The following is a 20,311-nucleotide window of genomic DNA, read 5'->3' as shown; positions in this document are numbered from 1 at the left end:
TGGGGGACCGGCCGGGAGCCGTCGCTGAGGCCGGCATCGGAAGACAGATCTATTGACCTCCGAGTCTCTCAAGGACAGCGACGAATGCTGATCTAAACTAATTCGCAGCCGAACTTGTTGTGCGGCGCCGTTACACCTGCCGCGTCGAACCTGTCGAGTGGCACTACTGGATATTGAGGTAAATAGATATGATTCCCCAGGTCAGCGCACCCTTCGCCAAAAGCCGCGCTAACGCGCCCGCCTACTGGCTCATCGACATCGTCTGGTACATCTTGGTCGACGGCGAAGACAGCGGCGGCAGCTTCTCGCTCATCGAGCAGTACATGCGGGAAGGATCAGGCCCGATCCCCCACGTCCACGCTTTCATCGATGAGTGGTTTTACGTGCTCGAAGGAAAAATTGACTTCACTGTCGGCGACGATCGCTTCACCGCCGGGCCCGGCGATTCTCTCTGGATACCGCGAAACACCGTGCATGTGTTCACCTCGATGACCGATTGCCATGTGCTCAACGCCTACACACCCGCGGGATTTGAACAGGTCGTCAAGGGATCGGGAACGCCCGCCGCGGCCCGAGAGCTGCCGCCCAAAGACTTCCCGCCTCCGAGCGAGGACGTATTCCGACTGTTCTACAACAACTACTGGTGCGCTCAGGCCGACAAGAGCTGGTCACAGCCCAAGGCCGGAGTTGGCCCAGGCGATCGCGTTCTCGACGGCAGCGGTCGCCAATGAGCAACCCCACGAGGTCGCCTAGTCCATAGGCCGGAAAGCGTTAAGGATCAGCGTCCGTGAGTGATTCACGCGCAGTCGAGGCCCAGCTGCCGCGTGAGGCCAATGAACGTCAATGGCCTGCAGCGTGCGATACCGCGCTGAACCATTCGCGCACTTTGCCGCTCGTGAGCCGCTGCTCCGCGTAATGTGATCAGGCATGCCATCAGCCGACGACCTGAACATGTTGTCCGCCAGTGATAGTCAGGCCTGGGGCGGACTGCTTCGCACTCATAAGCTGATCATGGCCGCGATGAGTCAGGAACTCGAAGACCAGCACGGATTGGCTTTGACGAGTTATGACGTTCTGCGCCATATCGCGCTAGCCGACGGGCAGCGGCTACGGATGAGTCAGCTCGCCGAGCAGGTCATGATTACCCGCTCGGGGCTAACCGGCGTGGTCGGGCGCCTGGAAGCGGCGGGACTTGTCCGACGAGACTCCGCCGACTGCATCGACGGGCGCGGCGCATATGCCAGTATCACCGGCAGCGGGTGGAAGGTGTTGCTCAAGGCCAACGACACCATCACAACGTTGATTAATCAGCTGTTTCTTAATCATCTCACTGAGCACGACCTCGCCGACCTTCGCCGTGTATGGCGCAAGCTCGGGACGGTCGCCCAAGGTCCGGGGAAGCTAGTAAGTCCGCGCTCGCAGCTTGCGTCGCACCTGCGACCATGAGTGCGGAGCCGCGCCTTTCATCGGCGCGCCAGCCGAGTCACAGGTTAGTGCCCAACCTCATCGTGCAGCCCGACACTGTCGAACAGATTGATCGTAGATCTGGTTCGCGCACAAACTACTTGCGGACTACACTGGGTCTGCGAGGCAATCAACACCCACCGACGACCCCAGCTCACCGCCTGGCAGCCGATTGCGGCTTGGATAGCTGCGCGTTGCCGTGCACGGCTTTGGTGGCGGCGTCGATCGACTAGGGGCGCGGAGATATACGCCCATCCGCGTGACGAGAGGGTCCAGTCATGGCAGAGCCCCGAAGGCTAGAGGGCAAACGAGCCCTGGTGACCGGCGGAGGACGCGGCATCGGCGCAGCCATCGTGCGGCGACTGGCCGCAGAGGGAGCTGCGGTCGCAGTCAACTACGTCCACGACGCCGCCTCGGCAGACGCGCTCGTCACCGAACTGCGCGCCGAGGGCCACCCGGTCGCCGCGTTTCAAGCCGACGTCAGCGACGCCGCCCAAACCCACAACCTGGTGGCGCAGGTGGTTGCGGAGTTCGGCGGGCTGGACCTGCTGGCCAGTAACGCCGGCGTCGAACACTTCGGCGCCCTGGGCTCAATCACTCCCGCTGATTTCGACCGCGTCTTTCGGATCAACGTCGCCGGACAGCTATTCGCCACCCAGGCCGCCGCTGCGGCGATGAGCACCGGCGGACGAATCACGCTGACCGCCTCGATCAGCGCTCGCGTCGCCGTCTATCAACACACCCTGTACGCGGCCAGTAAGGCCGCGGTCTCTGCGATGGCCCTCAACCTGGCACCCGAACTGGCCGAACGCGGCATCGCGATCAACGCCATCGCCCCGGGCGGCACCGCCACCGACATGGCAGCAGAACACACCCAACGCTACGTGCACCCCGCGCTGTCCGACGTCGACATCCGCACCTTCACCGAATCCACCGTGGCACTGGGCCGCTGGGCTCAACCCGGCGAAATCGCTGCCGTCGTCGCCTTCCTGCTCTCCCCGGACGCCTCTTACCTCACCGGTGCCACCATCGACGCCTCGGGAGGATGGATGTGATCAACTCACCGTAATGACATCGGCGCGCCATACGCACACCAAGCAGATCGCTGGGGGGGCCGCTATCTCGGTCACCAAGCGTCCGACCCACCGGAGAAACGAAACAATGACCGACTCGCGCTACCTGGAGTTCCTCACCCCCGACAACTGCGCCCTGCTGCTGATCGATCATCAGACCGGCACCATGCTGGGCGTGCAAGACATCCGCCTCGACCAGTTCCGATCCAACGTCTTGGCGCTAGCCAACATCGGCAAAGTGCACAACCTCCCGACCGTGCTGACGGCCAGCTACGCCGAAGGGCCCAACGGACCCTTGCTGCCCGAACTGTTCGAGTTGTTCCCTGATGCCCCCTACATCGCCCGGCCCGGCTGGATCAACGCCTGGGAAGACCCCGAGTTTAAAGCCGCGGTAGAAAATACCGGACGCAAAAAGCTGATCATGGCAGGCGTCACCACCGACGTATGCCTGTACTTCCCAGTCGTCTCCGCACTCGCCGCCGGCTACGACGTGTACGCGGTCTACGACGCCTCGGGCTGCTGGGACATGATGAGCGAACTAACGTCTTGCATGCGCTTAGCGCAAGCAGGTGCGATCGTCGTCAACTGGGCCGTCATCGCGGCGATGCTGCAATGGGATTGGCGACGCCCAGTGGCCGAAGGCACACTCAAAAACGTCTTTGGCGGTCACCTGCCGTTCTACGAATGGCTGGCCAGCAACCAGAACTTCACCAAGACGCAGGTCGCAGGGACCGATGAGCAATGACTACCGGCCATTGCCTGGTCTCTCCGGACGCCTGGGACGCCCATTGGTGACCCACTACCAATCACATGATTAGAGGCGCAACGAGACCATCCAAGGAGGGCCAATGAGCAACAACGACAGCAACGACGCTATGGAATCGGAGAGATCGTTCAACGAGAAAAACATCGCCGAATTCCGGGCCAACAAAGGGAAGGTCGGCGGCCAGTTCGAAGGTTTCGCGCTGCTACTACTCACCAGCACCGGTGCCAAAACCGGCGCCGAGCGTGTCAACCCGGTCGGATACTTCGACATCGACGGCAAGATGTACATTGTTGGCTCGGCAGCAGGCAGAGATGCAAACCCGGCCTGGGTCGCCAATATTCGCGCCGACCCACATGTGACGGTGGAAATAGGCGGCAATCCAGCCGCCGCCGCAACCACAGCAGAGCTGGCCCGCGCCGAACGCGAACTCATATTCGGGATCATCAAACAGCGCGCGCATGGTTTCGCCCACTACGAAGCATCAACGGACCGGATCATCCCGGTTTTCGAAGTGAATCTCGATTGATCGCGCTTTGCATCCCCACCCACCGTTGACCGACTGCCACTATCCGCGACGACCGCCATACTGAAAGTGTCGAAAGCCTTAAATGGTTGCCTCGGCGCTTTGACAAAGATAAGTGTCGCCGTCCTGGTTAGGTGCGACTCGCACATGTCTGGCCATACGTGACATCGTCTTTCCTGGGAGCTTTCGTCTTTCGCAGGCGACAGCGCGCCCTTTTCTTGTGTCGTTGGCTTGATGTGAGCCTGCCCGACCCCGTTGCAGATTCGTGGCTCGTGATAGGCCTCATCGAAATGCTTCCCGTGACCGGACCACGTGCACTGGTCCATGTGATCTGTCCCCGCCGCTTCGGGCTAGGTCGGGCTGGGCGGATCGCCCTATTCCATTCGACTTGTCCTGGGTCCCCGTCCTGTTGCCCATCATCGTCTGGGTCCGACAGCGAGTCTTCTTCACCACGACCCCCTCCAGTTTCGCTATCGATGACGCCGAGCGGAGGCGTCTCCGGGTCCCGCGTGTACCGCACGACGACATGGTCGATCACGTTTTCCGGCGGGGTGTTATTTACGATGATGACTTGTGCGCCTTCACCGGCCCCGGCTAGCCATTCATCGACATGCTTAAAGAATCGTTCGATCAAACGAATGTCCGCAAACTCGGTATTGGCTGCAGCGCTTCTGACCGTCAAATGCTCGAGTTGCGTGTCAGCGCCCCTGCTCGCCGATATCGGGTGATATCATGGTGTGGTGAGCGACGTGCTGATCCGCGATGTTCCTGACGATGTGCTCGCTGGGCTCGATGCGCGAGCTGCCGAGTTGGGCTTATCGCGCGTTGAGTACATTCGCCGTCGCCTTGCTCAAGACGCTCGCGCGCCACGTGTGTCGGTCACCCACGAAGACCTCCATCGGATGGGGCGCAACCTTGCGGGCCTGGCCGAGGACGACCTGATGAACCAGGCCTGGCAATGACGGAAGCGTCATGGCTGATCGACAAATCGGCCCTGGCGCGCCTCGCGCACAGCCACGAGCCGGAAATCTGGAGCAATCGAATCGAGCGCGGACTAGTCCACATCAGCAATCTGACCCGTCTAGAAATCGGGTATTCGGCTCAGTCCGGTGACGTCGCTCGACGAGAGTTCCGCGAATCCCCCTTGGCTGCAATGCCAGTCGAGTACCTGACGCCGAAAATTGAAGACCGTGCATTGCAAGTCCAGCTGCTGCTGGCCGATCGCGGCCAACACCGGGGGCCGTCGATCCCCGATCTCGTCATCGCGGCCACCGCCGAGCTGGCACGATTGACCGTCCTGCACGTCGACAAAGACTTCGACACCATCGCCGCGATAACCGGACAACCCGTAACGCGGCTTGCCTTCACCAGTAGCAGTACGTAAGTAGCGACCACCGGCTTCGCCGAATCACGGCCAAAATAGGAAGGTCGTGATACCACGCGGGTTCCCCTCAGCGACGAAACGCGATCCGCCGTGGGACCGGCGGAATCTGAGCGAAACCCCGATTGGTTCAACGGCTTTCTGCTTGATCGCCAGATTCGCAAGCCCTCCGCGCACACCATGAAGGCGTACCGGCAAGACCTAGCGGCCATCGCGCGTCTGATCACCGCCGGTCAACCAGCGAGCATGAAAGTGGGTGATAAAAAAAGAACCGCCACCATTTAATTGTCAGCGGTCACGTTTTCCCCAGATTTGAGGGGTTGTACGTTACGTAATTCCTCACCCGCCGCCACGTAATTCCGACTTGCATGGGTGTCACGGGACGGCGAATGAGATTGCCAGCCCACAGCGTGTCGTAGCAGGCCGGAGGAATGACTCGCGAAATTCCTCTCACCCGCAAGTGCGGGTTGACCCTGGTGGGGGTGTCACCCCTTCGGTCTGCGTTCGCGGCGTGACTGAAGAGAGGCATGACCATGAGCTGTTGTGAAAGGTACTTGAAGTCGGATTGTCCGCCGCGGATTCCCCACATCACATCAATGAAGGGAACCCGCAACCATGATCGTCATTGGCATCGATCCGCACAAGTCCAGTCACACCGCTACTGCCTTGGACCCAGCCACCAACTGCGATGTCGGGTCGGTGGGCGGAATCCAGTGAACGTCGCAAAGGTATGGGTGGGACGTTAGTCGGGTTGGGGGGCTGCCGGAGACTTTTGTTGCTCGTGCTCGACGACCGTGTCGCCGGTGCAGGTTCGGGTTGAGCTGGAGGTAGTGATCGTGGAGCGCCGGCCGCTACCGCGAGTAACTCGCGGTCAGATTTTTCCGCGCGGGACTGGGTTTTCCGATCGCTCGGTGGGACGGCGCGAAGGCCACCACTCAATGGAACGCTATCGGCGCTGAAGTACTCCCCGCTTATCCAACGTACGGGCGGAGGTGTCTAATGAAGAATCGTCCGGCTTCCTTGGCTGCCCAGGGCGGAACACCGGTGTGTCCGCCCATGTTGGCGACCAGCGTCTTTTCCGCCGATCCGAATGCGTCGAACAGGTCGAGCGACACCTGCCGGTGATTGGCCGCGTCGTCCCACTGAAGCAGGACATGCAGCGGGATCGTGATCTCGCGGGCCTCCGCGATGATGGATTGCGGGACGAAGCTGCCGGCGAACAAGTTGGCCGCGGCGATCCGCTGATCACGCGCGCCATCCGCACCGCGATCGAAATGAAGCCACCCGAGATGCCCACCGGTTCACGCAGCTCGGGAAGCTCAAGCAGCGTGTCGAGCGCCGACCGCCATTCCGGAACTGCTCGGTCCACCAGCGGCAGGATCAGCCGATCGATCAGCTCGGCGTCCGGCGTTGCACCGCCCGTCACCACCGCACGGAGGTCCGCGCGGGCCTGTTCGAATCCCGCGATCGGGGGCCGTGTTCCGCTGCCGGGCAGCTCGACAGCAGCGGTGGCGAATCCGTCGCGGGCAGACGCTTGTACCCGCGGCAGAAGCCGCGGATACATCTGCTCCAACCCACCTTGCTGGCCCAGCAGGATCAATGGAACAGGCGTCGAGCCAGCCGATTCCGGCGTCCAGAGAAATCCCGGGAATCTCGCCGAGAACGAAGGAACGCTCGACGAGGAGGACGAGGAGACTGTCGTCGTGGCGCACAGTAGAAGTGACGTGCATGGTCGTACCTTTCGGGGAGTCCTTTGTGATCGGCGCTCCCGGACGACCTATCGCCCGACCGCGACCCCTCGAGGGAGCACCCATGTCACACCGTTCACGGGTACCACCTCCTCGAGTCGTCGCACGGACCAGCCCAGCGTGGCAACGGAGGCCGGTACCAGTTGACTCGGATGTCCTGTCGTGGGGACGACGCCAACGTCGTGTCCGGGAGCGTTCGGGTTCGGGGACCTGCTCGGCGAGTCGGCTCCTGGCCCACCCCACGTCGCTCCGCGGAGGCCGGACTTCGATTGACACCAACACTCCGTTCGTTCACACTTACGTAAGTGACGACGAACGGAATGTTGAACCGAGCCGCGATGGTGGAGGCGATGGCCGACCCGACTCGGCGATCAATCGTCGCCTTCTTGTGTGAGCGGCCGGCCGCGGTGGGCGCGATCGCCGACGCCCTTCCGGTGAGCCGACCGGCGGTCTCACAGCACCTGAAGGTGTTGAAGGACGTCGGTCTTGTCGCCGTCCGCTCCGTGGGCACGCGGCGGATCTACGCCGTGCAGCCCGACGCCCTGGCTGCGGTCCGGGACTGGTTCAACGACTTCTGGCAGCAGTCGCTCATTGCCTTCCGCCTCGCCGCCGAATCCACGTCCGACCAGCCCGCCGACGGTGACCGCCGGTCGGCCCCCAAACCACCCGAGGAGGACGAATGACTTCGAATCCCGCAACCGACACCGCGCGAACGTCCACTAGCGTCGAGGCGACGGTAGACGCCCCGCTGACGCGTGCGTTCGAGGTTTTCACGATCGGAATCGGCACCTGGTGGGACGCCGACAAGCACATCCTGCGGGCTCCGTTGGCGCGGATGGAGTTCCAGCCGTGGGTCGGTGGACAGATCGTCGACCACGGCACCGACGGGTCCACGTGTGCGTGGGCACGCATCCTCGCCTACGACCCGCCGAGTCGCGTGGTGTTCTCGTGGGACATCAGCACCTCGTGGGAACTCGAAACGGATCCCGCCAAGGCCAGCGAGGTCGAGATCACCTTCGACAGCGTCACCCCAGAGCGCACCAGAGTGGTCCTCACCCATCGCCACCTCGACCGCCACGGCGACGGCTGGGAAGGAATGCGCGACGCCGTGTCGTCGGGGTGGAATCTGAACGGTCTTGCCGCCGCTCTGCGCGGCGCGCCGGCACTGCCGTGGGTGGACGACGACGCCATGCTCGGCAGACTCAACCAATCGAAGGCGTACACCATGGTCATCCTGCTCGCCACCGATCGGTTGGTGCAGCCGCAAGTCGACCCCATCATCTGGGCGCACGGCAGACGCAACATGGGTCTGATGGACGCCGGCATCGCCCCGGTGATCGTCCCGGTCACCTCACCCGAAGGACCCGCCGGGTTCGCCCTGTTCGCCACCGACCCGGACAAGACCCGACGGATCATGGACGCCGACCCGGGCGTGGTCGCCGGGGTGTTCACCTATGAGATCCACCCGTGTCGCGGCTTCCCCGGCTCAGCGCTAACGTGACCGGTCGGCGTCCGAGCGAACGACGGTACTCAGATGGGCAAATCGGTCATCGCGATGTGGGTGAGCAGATCCTTTGGTCTGGCCCAGTCCAGAGTCTTGCGGGGGGCGGTCGTTGACCTCGTCGGCTAGCTGGCGCAGCTCTCGCGCCGAAATATGACTGAGGTCAACGCCTTCGGGGAAGTAGTCGCGGAGCAGGCCGTTCATGTTCTCGTTACTGCCGCGCTGCCACGGAGAGTGCGCGTCGCAGAAGAACACTCGTGTGCCGGTGCGTTCGGTGATCTCCGGGTGATGCGCGAGTTCCTTGCCCCGGTCCCAGGTCAGCGTGCGGCGCAACGGCGGGGGCAAGAACAACAACGCGGATGCGATGTGGTCGAGCATCGCCACGGCAGTGGGCCGCCCGTCAAAAGCGCCGATCAGGATCAGGTAGCGGGTGCGGCGCTCAACCAGCGTGGCGATCGCCGACCGGATTCCCCGCACCCATGATGCAGTCACCCTCCCAATGCCCCTCCTGGACACGGTCTTCCACCTCTGATGGGCGGTCAGCAATCATCGTCATCCCCGACAACCGGGCGACCCGCAGCAGCCCCTGCACCCTTCGCCGCCGGGTAGCGTCGCCGACGCTTGGCCGGCCGCGTCAAGGGCAGGTCAGGATCGTAGATCGCTTGATAGATCGACTCGCAACACAATCGTCGCCGCGGCGCCTCGGGAAACCTCACGTACAGCTCGTGGGCGACCTGTTCTGGGCTCCAACGCTTACCAAGCAATTCCTCCACCACTTGGCGTAATGCGAGGTCGGTAGCCAGGCGACGTGCACGTGGCCGTCCCAGGCGTCTGACGGCGAGTTGATCGGCAGTACCAGGCCGATATCGCCCGGAACTATCGGCGTTGCGACGCAATTGTCGGCTCACCGTCGACTGTGAACGGCCGATCTCGCGAGCGATCTGGCTGACCGTCTTCTTCTCGCGTCACAGATCAGCGATCGTCGTTCTCTCCGCCAAAGACAGGTACCGGGGATGGCGCGGCGCGTGGCGGCGCGAGCTGATGCACAGGTGGATGATGCACCCGCTCACCAGCGGTATTGCGGACCGTACGCCCGTGCCGCCGATAAATCCCCGTACTCCGCGCGACTCGGACTCGGCGGCACGCCTCGGCATTTCCCACGCCCTGCGCGATCAGCCGGGCGAACTTCTGCTGCTTCTCCGTCACCACGAAACTGCGACGCCGACCTCTACCCATCACTACCTCCGGACAATCTCGGTGTCGCGACGTTCACTGGAATCCATCGTGTGTATTGAGGCATCGGTGGCCGAATACCAGAGACTGATCGGCTGAGCGAGGGCGTGGCCGGAGCGAACCTGGGCAATCGAGCACGCCGACGGACTCGAGCACCATTTGGCGTTGTGGCTGCTGGCTCGCGGTGAGGTTGTTATGGACATTCTGACGGCCGCCACCGCCCGGGTGGGGAGGCTCTCCCGGGGGGGTCGTCGCAAGGATGACCGCATCGATGCGGCTGCCGCTGCGAGTGCGGCCACACTACACGGAGACACCCGTCAGGTTTATCCGGAGACCGCCGCCGACTCTCTAGCCCTGCTCGATGAGCGGCGAGTCAACTTGCCTCACAGCAGAACGCGAGCCGTCAAAACATCGCCGCGCCCACCGACCCCGCCGCCTTAGGCCAACGCCGATGACGGCGCCAGCGGCTTTACAGCGGCACCGCTTTGGATCGCGTCTCCGGTCGTCACCGCCAGCCCCTCGCTGGCCTCGTCAGCACCGACCACCCGGTCGGCGACCGTCGGTACCGCCGCGTCGTCCGCGGCCGGCAGCGTGGCATTCGATGCGGCGGCCTCGGCTTCCCGAATCAGTTCGCGGGCTTGCTTTTCGGAGAGCTTGGCCATCCGCGCGATCTCACGCAGACTTTCCCTCCGATCGCGCATCGCGGCCAGCGCCTGCCCGCACACCACACGCTGCGCGTCGCGGCGGCGCTCGGCGTCCTCGCGCAACACCTGCTGGCGCGCTGCAAGCCACCCGTCGACGGCCTCGAGGCGCTCGCGGGCGGAGAAGTACCTTCCCAAATCCTCGACGTTGGCCCGAGTGCGGCGCACCACGTCGTCCTGGGCGGCGCTGGCGGCCTGCCGCGCTGCGCGGCGGGCCTGCTTGCTGATCACTGTGTTCGCCATGGATCACACGCTAAGCCCCACCAACCCCCCAGCGCCGCAACGCAAGCCAAGAATCTTTCCGCACCGCACCCATCACCGGGCTTCGCACCCGACCCGTCACCGCCCACCCGAACGGCACTTAGGGTGCCCTAACTTCTCTCTCCCGCCGAACATCACACCTCTTGCACTCAGGGTCACGGTTCGGTCACGGCCGTTATCTGGGGAGTTTGCCGCCCCTAATTTCAGGTTCAGGTGATGACGCAGTGATGGGCTTACACAAATTGACCGCCGGCGACGGCTATCTCTATTTGATCCGCCAAGTCGCCGCCTCTGACGCCACCGAGCGTGGCCGCCCCACCCTGGCGCAGTACTACAGCGAAAAAGGCGAATCCCCGGGCCGGTGGATGGGGCGCGGACTGGCAGCACTGGGCACTCCGCTGGCCCGCTACGCCTGCGATCCGCTGGTCGCCAAATACTGGGGCGTGCCGGCTGGTTCGCAGGTCAGCGAAGCGCAGATGAAGGCGCTGTTCGGGGAGGGCCTGCACCCCAACGCCGCACAGATCACCCGCCTTCTGACCACCCTGGGCGCCGGTGCGGCCGGAGCCAGGATGGCCGCGCGGCTGGGCCGGCCCTTCGGTGTTCACGGCACCGAAAACCGCTTCCTGACCCGGTTGCGCCAGACCTACCGCGACTACAACCACACCATCGGCGCCGACGCCTCGGCCAGCATCGAACCCAATATCCGGGCCCGGCTGCGCACCGCCGTAGGACAGGAATTGTTCGCCGAAACCTACGCTCGCCCACCGGCAGACGCCCGGGAACTCTCCGGGTTCATCGCCGCCAACTCCCGCGCCGCATCGACCGCGATCGCCGGCTACGACCTCACCTTTACCCCGGTCAAATCGGTCTCCGCGCTGTGGGCCATCGGCGCACCGCCAATCTCCACCGCGGTCGAAGACTGCCACCACCAGGCGGTCGCTGAAACCGTCGGATTCCTCGAAAAGCACGCCGCCTTTTCCCGCATGGGAGCCGGTGGCATCGCCCAGGTCGACACCGCCGGACTGATCGTGGCCGCCTTCGATCACCGCGACTCCCGCGCCGGGGATCCCAACCTGCACACCCACGCCGCCCTCAGTAACAAAGTCCACGTCATTGGCCCCGACGGAATAGGCCGCTGGCGGGCCCTGGACGGCGCCACCCTGCACCGCGCCGCGGTCGCGGCCTCGGAGTTCTACAACACCCGCATCGAAGCGTTGCTGGTCGAAAAACTACGGGTGCGGTTCACCGCCCGCGGGGCCAAACGTGGTAAACGACCGATCCGTGAAATCGACGGCATCCCGGCCGAATTACTCGAGAAGTACTCCTCACGCAGCGCCGCCATCGACCACCGTGTGGGCGAGCTGGCCAAACAATTCCAGACCGAACACGGCCGCGAACCCACCACCGTAGAGATGCTCGCCCTGACCCAGCAAGCAACCCTGCAAACCCGCCAAGCCAAACATGAACCCCGCTCGCTGGCCGAGCAGCGCCACACCTGGCGCGTGCAAGCCGTTGAGGTCCTGGGCAGCCAGCGCGCGCTGAGCAACATGGTCGCCGCGATCACCAATCACTCACCGCCACCACAGATCAACGTCACCGACACCTGGGTGCACCAGCAGGCCGCTCGCGTCATCGACACCGTCTCTGGGCATCGGGCCACCTGGACCATCAACCATGTGCGCGCCGAAGCCCAACGCCAGCTGCGCTACGCCGATCACCCCGGCGGACCCGAGCTCGTCGACCGCATCGTCGCTGACGCCCTCGGCGAGCACAGTCTGATTCTGACCAGCCGCGCCGACACCGACAAAAACGAACCTGCTGCCCTGCGCCGCGCTGACGGCGCCAGCGTCTACACCCGTCACGACTCGACCCTCTACAGCAGCGAGGCCATCATGGCCGCCGAGCGGCGCATCCTGGCCGCTGCAGCTCGCACCGACGGCCGCGTCGTCGACGCCGACAGCATCGGTCTGGCCCTGCTAGAAGCCCACGCCAACACCGGCCTTCCCCTTAACGATGGGCAGGCCGCACTCGTGCGCGAAATGGCCACCTCCGGGGCACGTGTGCAGCTCGCGCTGGCACCGGCGGGCACCGGGAAAACCACCGCGATGGCCGCCCTGGCCGCGGCCTGGCGGGGCAGTGGCGGCACCGTCATCGGACTGGCCCCCACCGCCGGAGCGGCCGAAATTCTGGCCGAAGACCTCGGCTCATGCACCGACACCATCGCTAAACTGGTGCAGCTCACCGGCACCCGCGCAAACCAACCCCAAGCCCCCCACGACGACCCCGCCCTCCGGTGGTTCGACACCATCAATGCGCAGACGCTGCTGATCGTCGATGAGGCCGGCATGGCCTCGACTGCCGACCTGGACACCGTCATTACTCATGCACTGGCCCGAGGGGCCAGCGTGCGCCTGATCGGCGACGACCAACAACTGGCATCGATTTCGGCCGGCGGTGTGCTGCGCGATCTGGCCGGCCGGCACAACGCGGTCACCTTGAGCACCGTCGTACGCTTCACCCACGCCCAAACAGGGCAAGCCGAAGCCGCCGCCAGCCTCGCAATCCGCGCCGGCGACCCCGCCGGCATCGGCTTCTACATCGACCACGGGCGTGTCCACGTCGGCGCCGACCAACACGCCGCGGACATGGCCTACCACGCGTGGGCCGCCGACCGAGCCGCCGGCCGCGACTCTATCCTGCTGGCTCCCACCAACGAGCTGGTCGCCCAACTCAACGAACGTGCCCGCCTGGACCGACTCACCGCTACCAGCGCCGCCGCCAGCCCGCCATCAGCCTCGGCGACCGTCACGTTGGCCGACGGCCTGACCGCCTCAGCCGGCGACACCATCGCCACCCGCAAAAACGCCCGCTGGATACCCACCACCAGCCGCGGCGGCTGGGTCAAAAACGGCCACCGCTGGACCATTCGCGCCGTGCACAACGACGGCTCGCTGACCGTCGTCCCGCTGCGCGGCACCGCCACCCCGGTACGGCTACCCGCCCACTACGTCACCACCCACACCACCCTCGGATACGCCTGCACCATCGACGCCGCTCAAGGCATGACCGCGGGCGGGCGCGCCATCGAAGGCACCTGCCACACCGTCATTTCCGACCGGCTGACCCGCCAACAGTTCTACGTCGCCGCCACCCGCGGACGCACCGAAAACCACTTCTACGGCTCCACCGCAGAATCCGACCCGCACCGCATCCTGGCCCCCAAAGCCACCCACCCGCCGACCGCCGTCGACATCCTCACCGCCATCCTGGGCCGCGACGGCGCCCAAACCTCCGCCTACACCGCCCACGCCCTCGACACCGACCCGTTCACCCGCCTGCACCACGCCGCCGCCATGTACGCCGATGCGCTCTCAGCGGGCGCCGAACACCACGCCGGCACCACCGCCATGGCCGCCATCGACGCCGCCGCCGCCAGGCTGGGGACCCGTGTCACCGAGGCCCCCGGGTGGCCGGTGCTGCGCCGCAACCTGGCCCTGCTCGCCCTGAGCGGAGCCGACCCCGTCGCCGCCCTGCACGAAGCCGCGGCCACCGGACTCGGTGACGTGATCGACCCCGCCGCCGTGTTGGACTGGCGCCTGCCTATCTGCGGCGAATCGTCTGCGGCGCAACCCGCCCCGCTGCGCTGGCTGCACCCCACACCCCTAGCCCTACACACCCACCCCCAATGGGGTCCCTACCTCGCCGCGCGAGCCGAACTGGTCACCGAACTCGCCGACGCCGTACGCGCCACCGCCCGCGCGTGGGAGCCTGCCACCGCACCGGCCTGGGCACGCCCACTGCTCGGTCAACGCACCGCGCTGATGGCCGAAATCGCCGTCTTTCGCGCCGCCCACGGCGTCGATCCCGCCGACACCCGCATCACCGGCCCCGAACAACACCCCAACCGCTCCAAGGTCTTCCAACACCTCATCAACGCCCGCTTCGACGCCGCCCTCACTCGGGCCAACACCGACGCCGCACGCTGGCGCCAGCTCGCCGAAAACCATGACCGAAACATCACTGCGGACCCCTTCTGGCCGCGCCTAGCCACCCACCTGGGCGACGCCGCCCACGCCGGCGCCGACATCGACACCCTCCTGCGCGAGGCCATCACCAGACACGGCCCCCTGCCCGCCGAAATGCCCGCCGCAGCCCTGTGGTGGCGCCTGGCCGGCACCCTGGCACCACCATCGCTAGATCGCGCCGACACCACCCTGCGACCGGCCTGGACCGCGGCGCTGCACGCCCTGTTCGGCACCGTCGTCGCCGAAGCGATCATCACCGACCACGCCTGGCCATCGCTAGTCGCCGCGGTGGCAGCCTCGGACTGGCCCCCGGCTGATCTGCTCGCCGCCGCTTCCGAACACCTGCACGACATCAACGCCGAGCACCCGCTGCGCCCCGACCAATACGCGCGCCTGCTGACCTACCGCGTCGAACTGCTCACCCACCACGCCGCCACCCTCGACCGCGATATTCCGCACCCCGCCCAGGCCCCCCACAATCCCGCGGTGGGAGACCATCTCGACCTCGACAACGCCACCGGCGACTACAGCCACAACGAGGACCTCGCAGAGCCGCCACCCGACCCGTATGACTACCCCTACAGCTTTGCCGAGGAGGACCTCGCCGGTCTGGACTTCGACGACCTCCCCCACCACCGGCCTCTGGCTGCTCAGCAGGCCCAGACCACCGACATCCCGGCATTGCGCGCGCGGCGCGACGCCGCCTATCGCCGTGTCCGCGAACTGGAAAAAGCCATCCTCGGCGGGGGCGGTGGACCCGCCGAACACGCCGCCGCCGCCCACCTCGCCGACTTGGGCCGCCGTTACCACCACCAGCGGCCCCTGCACGAGGCGCTGACCCACGCCCACACTCGGTGGGTGCAGGCCGAAGATGCCGCCGCGCTGCACGCCCAGCTGCTCGACCAGCTCGACGCGGTGATCACCGCGGCGACTCACCGCGGCGATGACGGCGCCGTCGCGCGCTACCGCGCCCACCACGACCAGGTCACCCACAACACCGAGCGCATCAACGCTGCCCTGGCCACCGCACGCACCCGCCTCGACGACGCCCGCACTGCCCTGCTCGACGCCGCCGGCGGCCCCGCAGGAATCGTCACCGAACACCACATCCACACCCGCCGCAGCGAGGCCATCACCGCCGACACCGCCACGCTCAACGACGCCCGCCGACACGCTCGCACCCTCGACGACCAACTCTGCCGCGCCGAAGCTGCTGCGGCCCGCGCCCTAGCCCAAAGCCCCACCCACACCTACGATCTCGCCACCGACATCAACGCATTACGCGCCGAGGTCGCCTTCCTGCAGGCCGCCAGCACCGTCAGCCCCGGAGCCCTCTACTACCCACCCGAGACCGCAGTGGCCGATCTTGACGACACCCACCGCCGCGTCGTTACCGCGATTACCGCCAACATCCACACCGTGCAAGCACTGCACCTGCACCCCGGCGCCGACAAGCACGGTGCCTTGGCCGCGCTGGTGGCTACCGCACACCACCACGACCAAGGCGTGCTCGCCCTGACCGCCAGCCCGGCAGCCCGCGACTACGCCGCCCAACACCCCTACGCCGACGCCAGCGGCCACATCGACAGCGCCCGCACCACACTGGGCAAGACGCCCCTGAAACTTCCTCTGGGCAGCCTGATCGTCATCGACGACGCCGACCACCTCAGCACCGAAAACCTGCACTGGCTCACCAACGCCGCCGCGACGACCAACACCAAACTCATCCTCATCACCACCGCCGCCGACCACCACTACCAACCCGCCCACACCCTGCTCGCCGCGCTCCACCACAACTCCACCACCGCCCACCAACTCGGCACACCCGAACCCGACCCAAACCCGCAACAACGCACCGCACTCGAACGCGCCGAACACCACCTCGCCACCACCAACGCAACCAGCACCCTGCGCGACCAGGCCATCGAACTACTACGCCAGCGCACCCAGATCCTCGGCCGCCTGCGTGCCATCGCCCAAGCCGCCGCTCACATCGACAACCTCACCACCCCAGGCCGCCACATCGACCGTAGCGATCGCGGACTGGAGTTGTAGAAGATGGACTCGAACGCTGGAGCACAGCCTGGTCGAGCGTCTGCAAATCCGTGCGGGGGCGGACATCGATGCATGTCTAAAGTCTCGCGTGGAAACACTCTGCCCGGCGTTCTGTCCGTTCAAAGCCCTGAAGCAATGCTGCCGATCAGATGTGGAACCAACCCGTGAGTGTAAGCGTCGGAGAGGCATGTAGCTGAGCTGAGGTAGTCGATCGTTGGTGGTCCCGCTGAAACGAAGCACGTACGGTAGCCGCATGAAGTCACTGGCAGTCCAGGATGCACAGGTGCTCGTCTTGCCGCCCTCCTCTACAAACAAGGCTAAAGGCGAGTTGTTCGAGCGCTTCATTGCGAATCTGCTGGCCAATCAGTTCGGCTTTGAGGAACCTCAAACCCAGAACCTCAACGTCACCTCCGACGGAATCGAGCTTGACGTCAAGGCAAAACACAAGCTCACTCGCGGTACCGCGATCGCTGAATGTAAGGCATTCAGTCGAAATGTCAGGGCTGCCGAGCTGACAAACTTCTACGGCAAGCTGATAATTGAACGTTTCGAAGATCCGCAGGCATTCGGATTGATGTGCGCTTTACCACGGCTGACGCCGGAGGGTGAAGAGAAGGCGCAAGAAATCACCCGCAACGACAACAATTTTCAATACTTAAGCGGTAATGCAATCGCTGCTGCCTTGAAGCAAGCTGGGTTAATAGTCCAGCAGCCTCCATCGACTGCGGATACTAGCGATTTCACTGTAGTAATTACGGAGTCTGGTGTTTTTGCAGCTGCGATAGTCTTGGATCCCGTCGAACGCACTCCGTTAAATGTTGGGATGTGGAGCAGTGAAGGCGAAGTCCCCAATTCGGTAATCGAGTTGATGCGCGCGTCCGAATATTCAACCGGGCTTTCGGTTCTTGATGTGGGAGGTGGCGGCCCACCTCCGGTGAGTTCGCTCACTCCTCAGACAGAGAATGTGCTTCTAGCGCAAGTTGCAGGATCGACCTCTGATTTTGAGTATCAGTTGCCAGCGTCGCCGAAGTATTTTGTTGGTCGGCGCATTGCGGTGGATCGTCTGCGCGGGTTTTTGACCGCCGAGACTGGGAGCATCGTCGTCCTAAATGCGCAATCAGGTTGGGGCAAGTCAAGTCTAGCCCTTAAAATGCAAGACCTTGTCAGGCGAGTTAGCGGGGTAGGGATCGTTCTCGATACAAGAACGGCTGATCAACCTAGGTACGTGGTAGAGGTCCTGCGGAAGACTGGTACCGAAGCGCACGCTGCGGGGATACTTGAATTGCCGAGTAACGCTAGCTGGGCCAGTCTCGACAGTGCTGTCGCTACACTGATCGAAGCTAAGTGGCTAGAAACCGATCGCCCACTATTGATATTTTTCGACCAATTCGAAAACGTTTTCAGCAATGCTGAACTGACCCGTACGTTCAGGGACCTGGCACTTAGCTGTCGGGAAATTGATGGTCCTCTCATTGTGGGGTTTGCTTGGAAAACCGACTTGGTGGGCTGGACGGAAAACCACCCCTATAAATTACGTGATGATATCCGGTCGGCAGGTTCGGTCGTCGTAATCGATACATTTGGACCCAGCGAAGTGACGGTGCTGCTCAAGCGTCTAGCTGATCAAGCGCTCACGCGCCTATTGCCTGATTTGAGGTCACGCTTACGCGTGTACAGCCAGGGACTACCGTGGCTACTGAAAAAACTTGCAGACCATGTACTCAAAGAACTAAGAGAGGGTGCTACACAGGAACAATTGCTGGCCGAATCGCTGAACGTTGTTGGTCTATTTTCGGCTGACCTGGCGGAACTCAACCCGACAGAACACGAGGTTGTTCGCCACGTGGCGAGATATGCTCCAATTTCGGCCCGCGAAGTTACTGAACGATTCGGCCCGGATCCAGTTCAGTCATTGGTCGATCGGCGGCTATTGGTCCAAGTTGGTGACCGCCTCGACACCTATTGGGACACCTTTCGCGACTTTCTCAATACCGGACGGATACCTGTTCAGGACTCGTACATTCTTCGGCAGACACCCCGTAGTGTTGCTAGGCTGCTTCCCTTAGTGGTCGCGGCGGGCGGGGACATCAGTGTTCAACGACTTGAGACTGAGCTCGGCACCAGCGACCGTGCAATCTTTAACCTGTCCCGCGAACTTCGGCTGCTCGGCGTGACTGCGCAGGAACCGAATCGAGTCAAACTCGTCGAGCAAGTACTAGCTTCAAGCGACCGAGAGTCTGCAATGCGGAGACTCGTTGCCGACTCACTCAGAAGGCACCGCGCATATTCAACTCTGCGGACGTTAGCTGAGCGTAATGACGATGTAGTAACTCTCGATAGCTTTGCGAGAGAGCTACCAAACGCGTTCCCCGCCGTCGATGTTGCTTCTAGTTCTTGGATAGCGTACGCACGAGCATTTCTATTCTGGTTTGAGTATGCGGGTCTTGTAATTCGTCAGGGAACCGAGTATTCCCCGACCAATGAGGGCTTATCTACTCCGACTCTCCGCTTACTCGGCCAACGGACGCCATTGCGTGTGAGGGCAGGAGTTCCCTATATCGCTCCCCGGCGCGCGATTGAATTGTTGAAACGGCTCTCGGTAGAAGTTGAGATTGAGATGCCCAGCCACGCGAAAGACCGGGAAGCCCTTGGCACCTTGGTAGCCCTCGGGGCGGTCAGTGTATCGGTGGATCGCAAATGTCGGCTTGCCGTCGCCGAAGTCGTGCAAGATGGGCAAGTAAACCCCGGCCATCTACAACAGCTGCTAGCCGGTGTGCCCGGCGGCCGGGAGGGCCTCGCCGCGATCGAGGCTAATCCGCGTTGCTCGCCGCGGGATGTGGGACAGGCAATTGCGAGCGCCGCTCATTCAAAGTGGACCGACGGAACGACGCGAAGTGTTGGCGGTCATTTTCGATCGTGGGCAAAGTACGCGGGGTTGGACGTGCAAACTCCTGCTAGGAATCAATGATAATGGTGCCAGAGGGCGCAGCTGCACGGGAATGTCGCTTCAGTGTGCGAATCTCGTCCGACTAACGACTTAGTCAGAACGCCGACGCGGGCTGAGTCACACAGTCCCCTCAAAGCCCGCAAGGCGGGGTTTCTGATGTCGAAATCAAAACATGCGCAGCCCCCGGTGCGTCGACTGGCTTCTACGACGCGAAGCGACGACGACTGGTTTGGGTCAGGCCTGACGACTTCACCTCGCCTGGCTGATACTGCTCTGCCGAAACATCTTGCGGCACAACACGAAACATTTCCACCGCCGATTCGATGTCGCCGAGGGTCATCCGCCACTTCCTACCGACTTTTCGCCCCTGTAGCTTGCCCGCCCGCAGTTGAGCGGCCAACCATTTCTCCGACACGCCGCCGATTCGCTCGGCGGCCTCGGCAAGATCATATGTCAGCGGCCCAGTCAAGATGGATCCCGTGTCTTTATGAAACCTGTTGCGAGACAAGCTGTCCTTGCACGAACCGAATGACATCGATTGCCCAAGAGCGCAATCGATGCCGACAGTTCCATGCATCTACGCTAAGCCCTGGATTCGCTTAACGCGACATCGCTCGCGAACCAATTTTCCGC

14 protein-coding genes and 2 pseudogenes are annotated in these 20,311 nt (G+C 63.7%); 12 read left to right on the top strand and 4 right to left on the bottom strand.

Going from position 1 to position 20,311, the window contains the following annotated elements:
* Positions 1 to 188: 188 nt before the first annotated feature.
* The 7 genes from B4U45_RS22310 to B4U45_RS22280 all read left to right on the top strand — a co-directional run bounded on the left by B4U45_RS22310 (position 189) and on the right by B4U45_RS22280 (position 5,210).
* A complete protein-coding gene (locus B4U45_RS22310; RefSeq protein WP_071321477.1) occupies positions 189 to 731 on the top strand; it encodes a cupin domain-containing protein in 543 nt (180 codons plus the stop codon).
* A gap of 196 nt (positions 732 to 927) precedes the next feature.
* Positions 928 to 1,446 carry a MarR family winged helix-turn-helix transcriptional regulator gene (locus tag B4U45_RS22305; RefSeq protein WP_071321478.1) on the top strand — a complete coding sequence of 173 codons (519 nt, stop codon included), beginning with the start codon at positions 928 to 930 and terminating at the stop codon, positions 1,444 to 1,446.
* Between the two features lie 296 nt (positions 1,447 to 1,742).
* A complete protein-coding gene (locus tag B4U45_RS22300; protein WP_033718003.1) occupies positions 1,743 to 2,519 on the top strand; it encodes an SDR family NAD(P)-dependent oxidoreductase in 777 nt (258 codons plus the stop codon).
* A 13-nt stretch (positions 2,520 to 2,532) separates the two neighbouring features.
* Positions 2,533 to 3,282 carry an isochorismatase family protein gene (locus B4U45_RS22295; protein WP_217809554.1) on the top strand — a complete coding sequence of 250 codons (750 nt, stop codon included), beginning with the start codon at positions 2,533 to 2,535 and terminating at the stop codon, positions 3,280 to 3,282.
* Between the two features lie 103 nt (positions 3,283 to 3,385).
* Positions 3,386 to 3,829 (top strand): nitroreductase/quinone reductase family protein, encoded by a 444-nt coding sequence (locus B4U45_RS22290; protein WP_071321479.1) that lies wholly within the window; start codon positions 3,386 to 3,388, stop codon positions 3,827 to 3,829.
* 737 nt (positions 3,830 to 4,566) lie between these two features.
* Entirely contained in the window at positions 4,567 to 4,788 is a 222-nt protein-coding gene (gene vapB / locus B4U45_RS22285) for a type II toxin-antitoxin system VapB family antitoxin (protein WP_033718008.1), read from the top strand.
* Positions 4,785 to 5,210, top strand: a complete 426-nt coding sequence (locus B4U45_RS22280; protein WP_033718005.1) for a PIN domain nuclease — start codon at positions 4,785 to 4,787, stop codon at positions 5,208 to 5,210. The genes vapB and B4U45_RS22280 overlap by 4 nt, the downstream gene beginning before the upstream one ends.
* Before the next feature lie 968 nt (positions 5,211 to 6,178).
* On the opposite strand, the pseudogene B4U45_RS22275 reads toward B4U45_RS22280, so the two are convergent.
* A pseudogene (locus B4U45_RS22275) lies at positions 6,179 to 6,937 on the bottom strand (dienelactone hydrolase family protein).
* 323 nt (positions 6,938 to 7,260) lie between these two features.
* Here B4U45_RS22275 and B4U45_RS22270 point away from each other — a divergent pair.
* Positions 7,261 to 7,638, top strand: coding sequence for an ArsR/SmtB family transcription factor (locus B4U45_RS22270; RefSeq protein WP_306255285.1), 378 nt, complete (start codon positions 7,261 to 7,263; stop codon positions 7,636 to 7,638).
* Positions 7,635 to 8,456 carry an SRPBCC family protein gene (locus B4U45_RS29560; RefSeq protein WP_071321481.1) on the top strand — a complete coding sequence of 274 codons (822 nt, stop codon included), beginning with the start codon at positions 7,635 to 7,637 and terminating at the stop codon, positions 8,454 to 8,456. Before B4U45_RS22270 ends, B4U45_RS29560 begins: the two co-directional genes overlap by 4 nt.
* Before the next feature lie 29 nt (positions 8,457 to 8,485).
* Here the strand turns inward: B4U45_RS29560 and B4U45_RS30535 are convergent.
* A pseudogene (locus tag B4U45_RS30535) lies at positions 8,486 to 9,692 on the bottom strand (IS30 family transposase).
* Between the two features lie 126 nt (positions 9,693 to 9,818).
* On the opposite strand from B4U45_RS30535, the gene B4U45_RS30160 reads away from it, so the two are divergent.
* The gene (locus tag B4U45_RS30160) at positions 9,819 to 10,130 is read left to right on the top strand and encodes a hypothetical protein (protein ID WP_336242252.1); all 312 of its coding nucleotides are present in this window, start codon (positions 9,819 to 9,821) and stop codon (positions 10,128 to 10,130) included.
* Here B4U45_RS30160 and B4U45_RS22245 read toward each other — a convergent pair.
* On the bottom strand, positions 10,127 to 10,633 hold the full coding sequence (locus B4U45_RS22245; RefSeq protein ID WP_050594517.1) for a hypothetical protein: 507 nt from the start codon (positions 10,631 to 10,633) through the stop codon (positions 10,127 to 10,129). The genes B4U45_RS30160 and B4U45_RS22245 overlap by 4 nt on opposite strands.
* Positions 10,634 to 10,878: 245 nt before the next feature.
* On the opposite strand from B4U45_RS22245, the gene mobF reads away from it, so the two are divergent.
* Together mobF and B4U45_RS22235 are read left to right on the top strand one after the other, a co-directional pair.
* Positions 10,879 to 16,731 carry a MobF family relaxase gene (gene mobF / locus B4U45_RS29970; RefSeq protein WP_033718006.1) on the top strand — a complete coding sequence of 1,951 codons (5,853 nt, stop codon included), beginning with the start codon at positions 10,879 to 10,881 and terminating at the stop codon, positions 16,729 to 16,731.
* Positions 16,732 to 16,984: 253 nt separating this feature from the next.
* Complete coding sequence (locus tag B4U45_RS22235; protein WP_131808357.1) at positions 16,985 to 19,699, top strand: nSTAND1 domain-containing NTPase; 2,715 nt, start codon at positions 16,985 to 16,987, stop codon at positions 19,697 to 19,699.
* 181 nt (positions 19,700 to 19,880) lie between these two features.
* Here B4U45_RS22235 and B4U45_RS22230 read toward each other — a convergent pair whose 3' ends face one another.
* A complete protein-coding gene (locus B4U45_RS22230) occupies positions 19,881 to 20,255 on the bottom strand; it encodes a helix-turn-helix domain-containing protein (RefSeq protein ID WP_129560181.1) in 375 nt (124 codons plus the stop codon).
* Positions 20,256 to 20,311: the final 56 nt, after the last annotated feature.

Origin of the sequence: Mycobacterium persicum, assembly GCF_002086915.1 — a bacterium.
GTDB lineage: Bacteria > Actinomycetota > Actinomycetes > Mycobacteriales > Mycobacteriaceae > Mycobacterium > Mycobacterium persicum.
The sequence above is the reverse complement of the archived record's forward strand: the minus strand, read 5'-3'. Positions and strand labels throughout refer to the sequence as shown.

Coding starts and splice junctions, on each gene's coding strand:
- B4U45_RS22235 (WP_131808357.1), top strand. CDS start 16,985: ATGAAGTCACTGGCAGTCCAGGATGCACAGGTGCTCGTCTTGCCGCCC.
- B4U45_RS22280 (WP_033718005.1), top strand. CDS start 4,785: ATGACGGAAGCGTCATGGCTGATCGACAAATCGGCCCTGGCGCGCCTC.
- B4U45_RS22310 (WP_071321477.1), top strand. CDS start 189: ATGATTCCCCAGGTCAGCGCACCCTTCGCCAAAAGCCGCGCTAACGCG.
- B4U45_RS22230 (WP_129560181.1), bottom strand. CDS start 20,255: ATGCATGGAACTGTCGGCATCGATTGCGCTCTTGGGCAATCGATGTCA.
- B4U45_RS22300 (WP_033718003.1), top strand. CDS start 1,743: ATGGCAGAGCCCCGAAGGCTAGAGGGCAAACGAGCCCTGGTGACCGGC.
- B4U45_RS22245 (WP_050594517.1), bottom strand. CDS start 10,633: ATGGCGAACACAGTGATCAGCAAGCAGGCCCGCCGCGCAGCGCGGCAG.
- mobF (WP_033718006.1), top strand. CDS start 10,879: ATGGGCTTACACAAATTGACCGCCGGCGACGGCTATCTCTATTTGATC.
- B4U45_RS22290 (WP_071321479.1), top strand. CDS start 3,386: ATGAGCAACAACGACAGCAACGACGCTATGGAATCGGAGAGATCGTTC.
- B4U45_RS29560 (WP_071321481.1), top strand. CDS start 7,635: ATGACTTCGAATCCCGCAACCGACACCGCGCGAACGTCCACTAGCGTC.
- B4U45_RS22305 (WP_071321478.1), top strand. CDS start 928: ATGCCATCAGCCGACGACCTGAACATGTTGTCCGCCAGTGATAGTCAG.
- B4U45_RS22295 (WP_217809554.1), top strand. CDS start 2,533: ATGACATCGGCGCGCCATACGCACACCAAGCAGATCGCTGGGGGGGCC.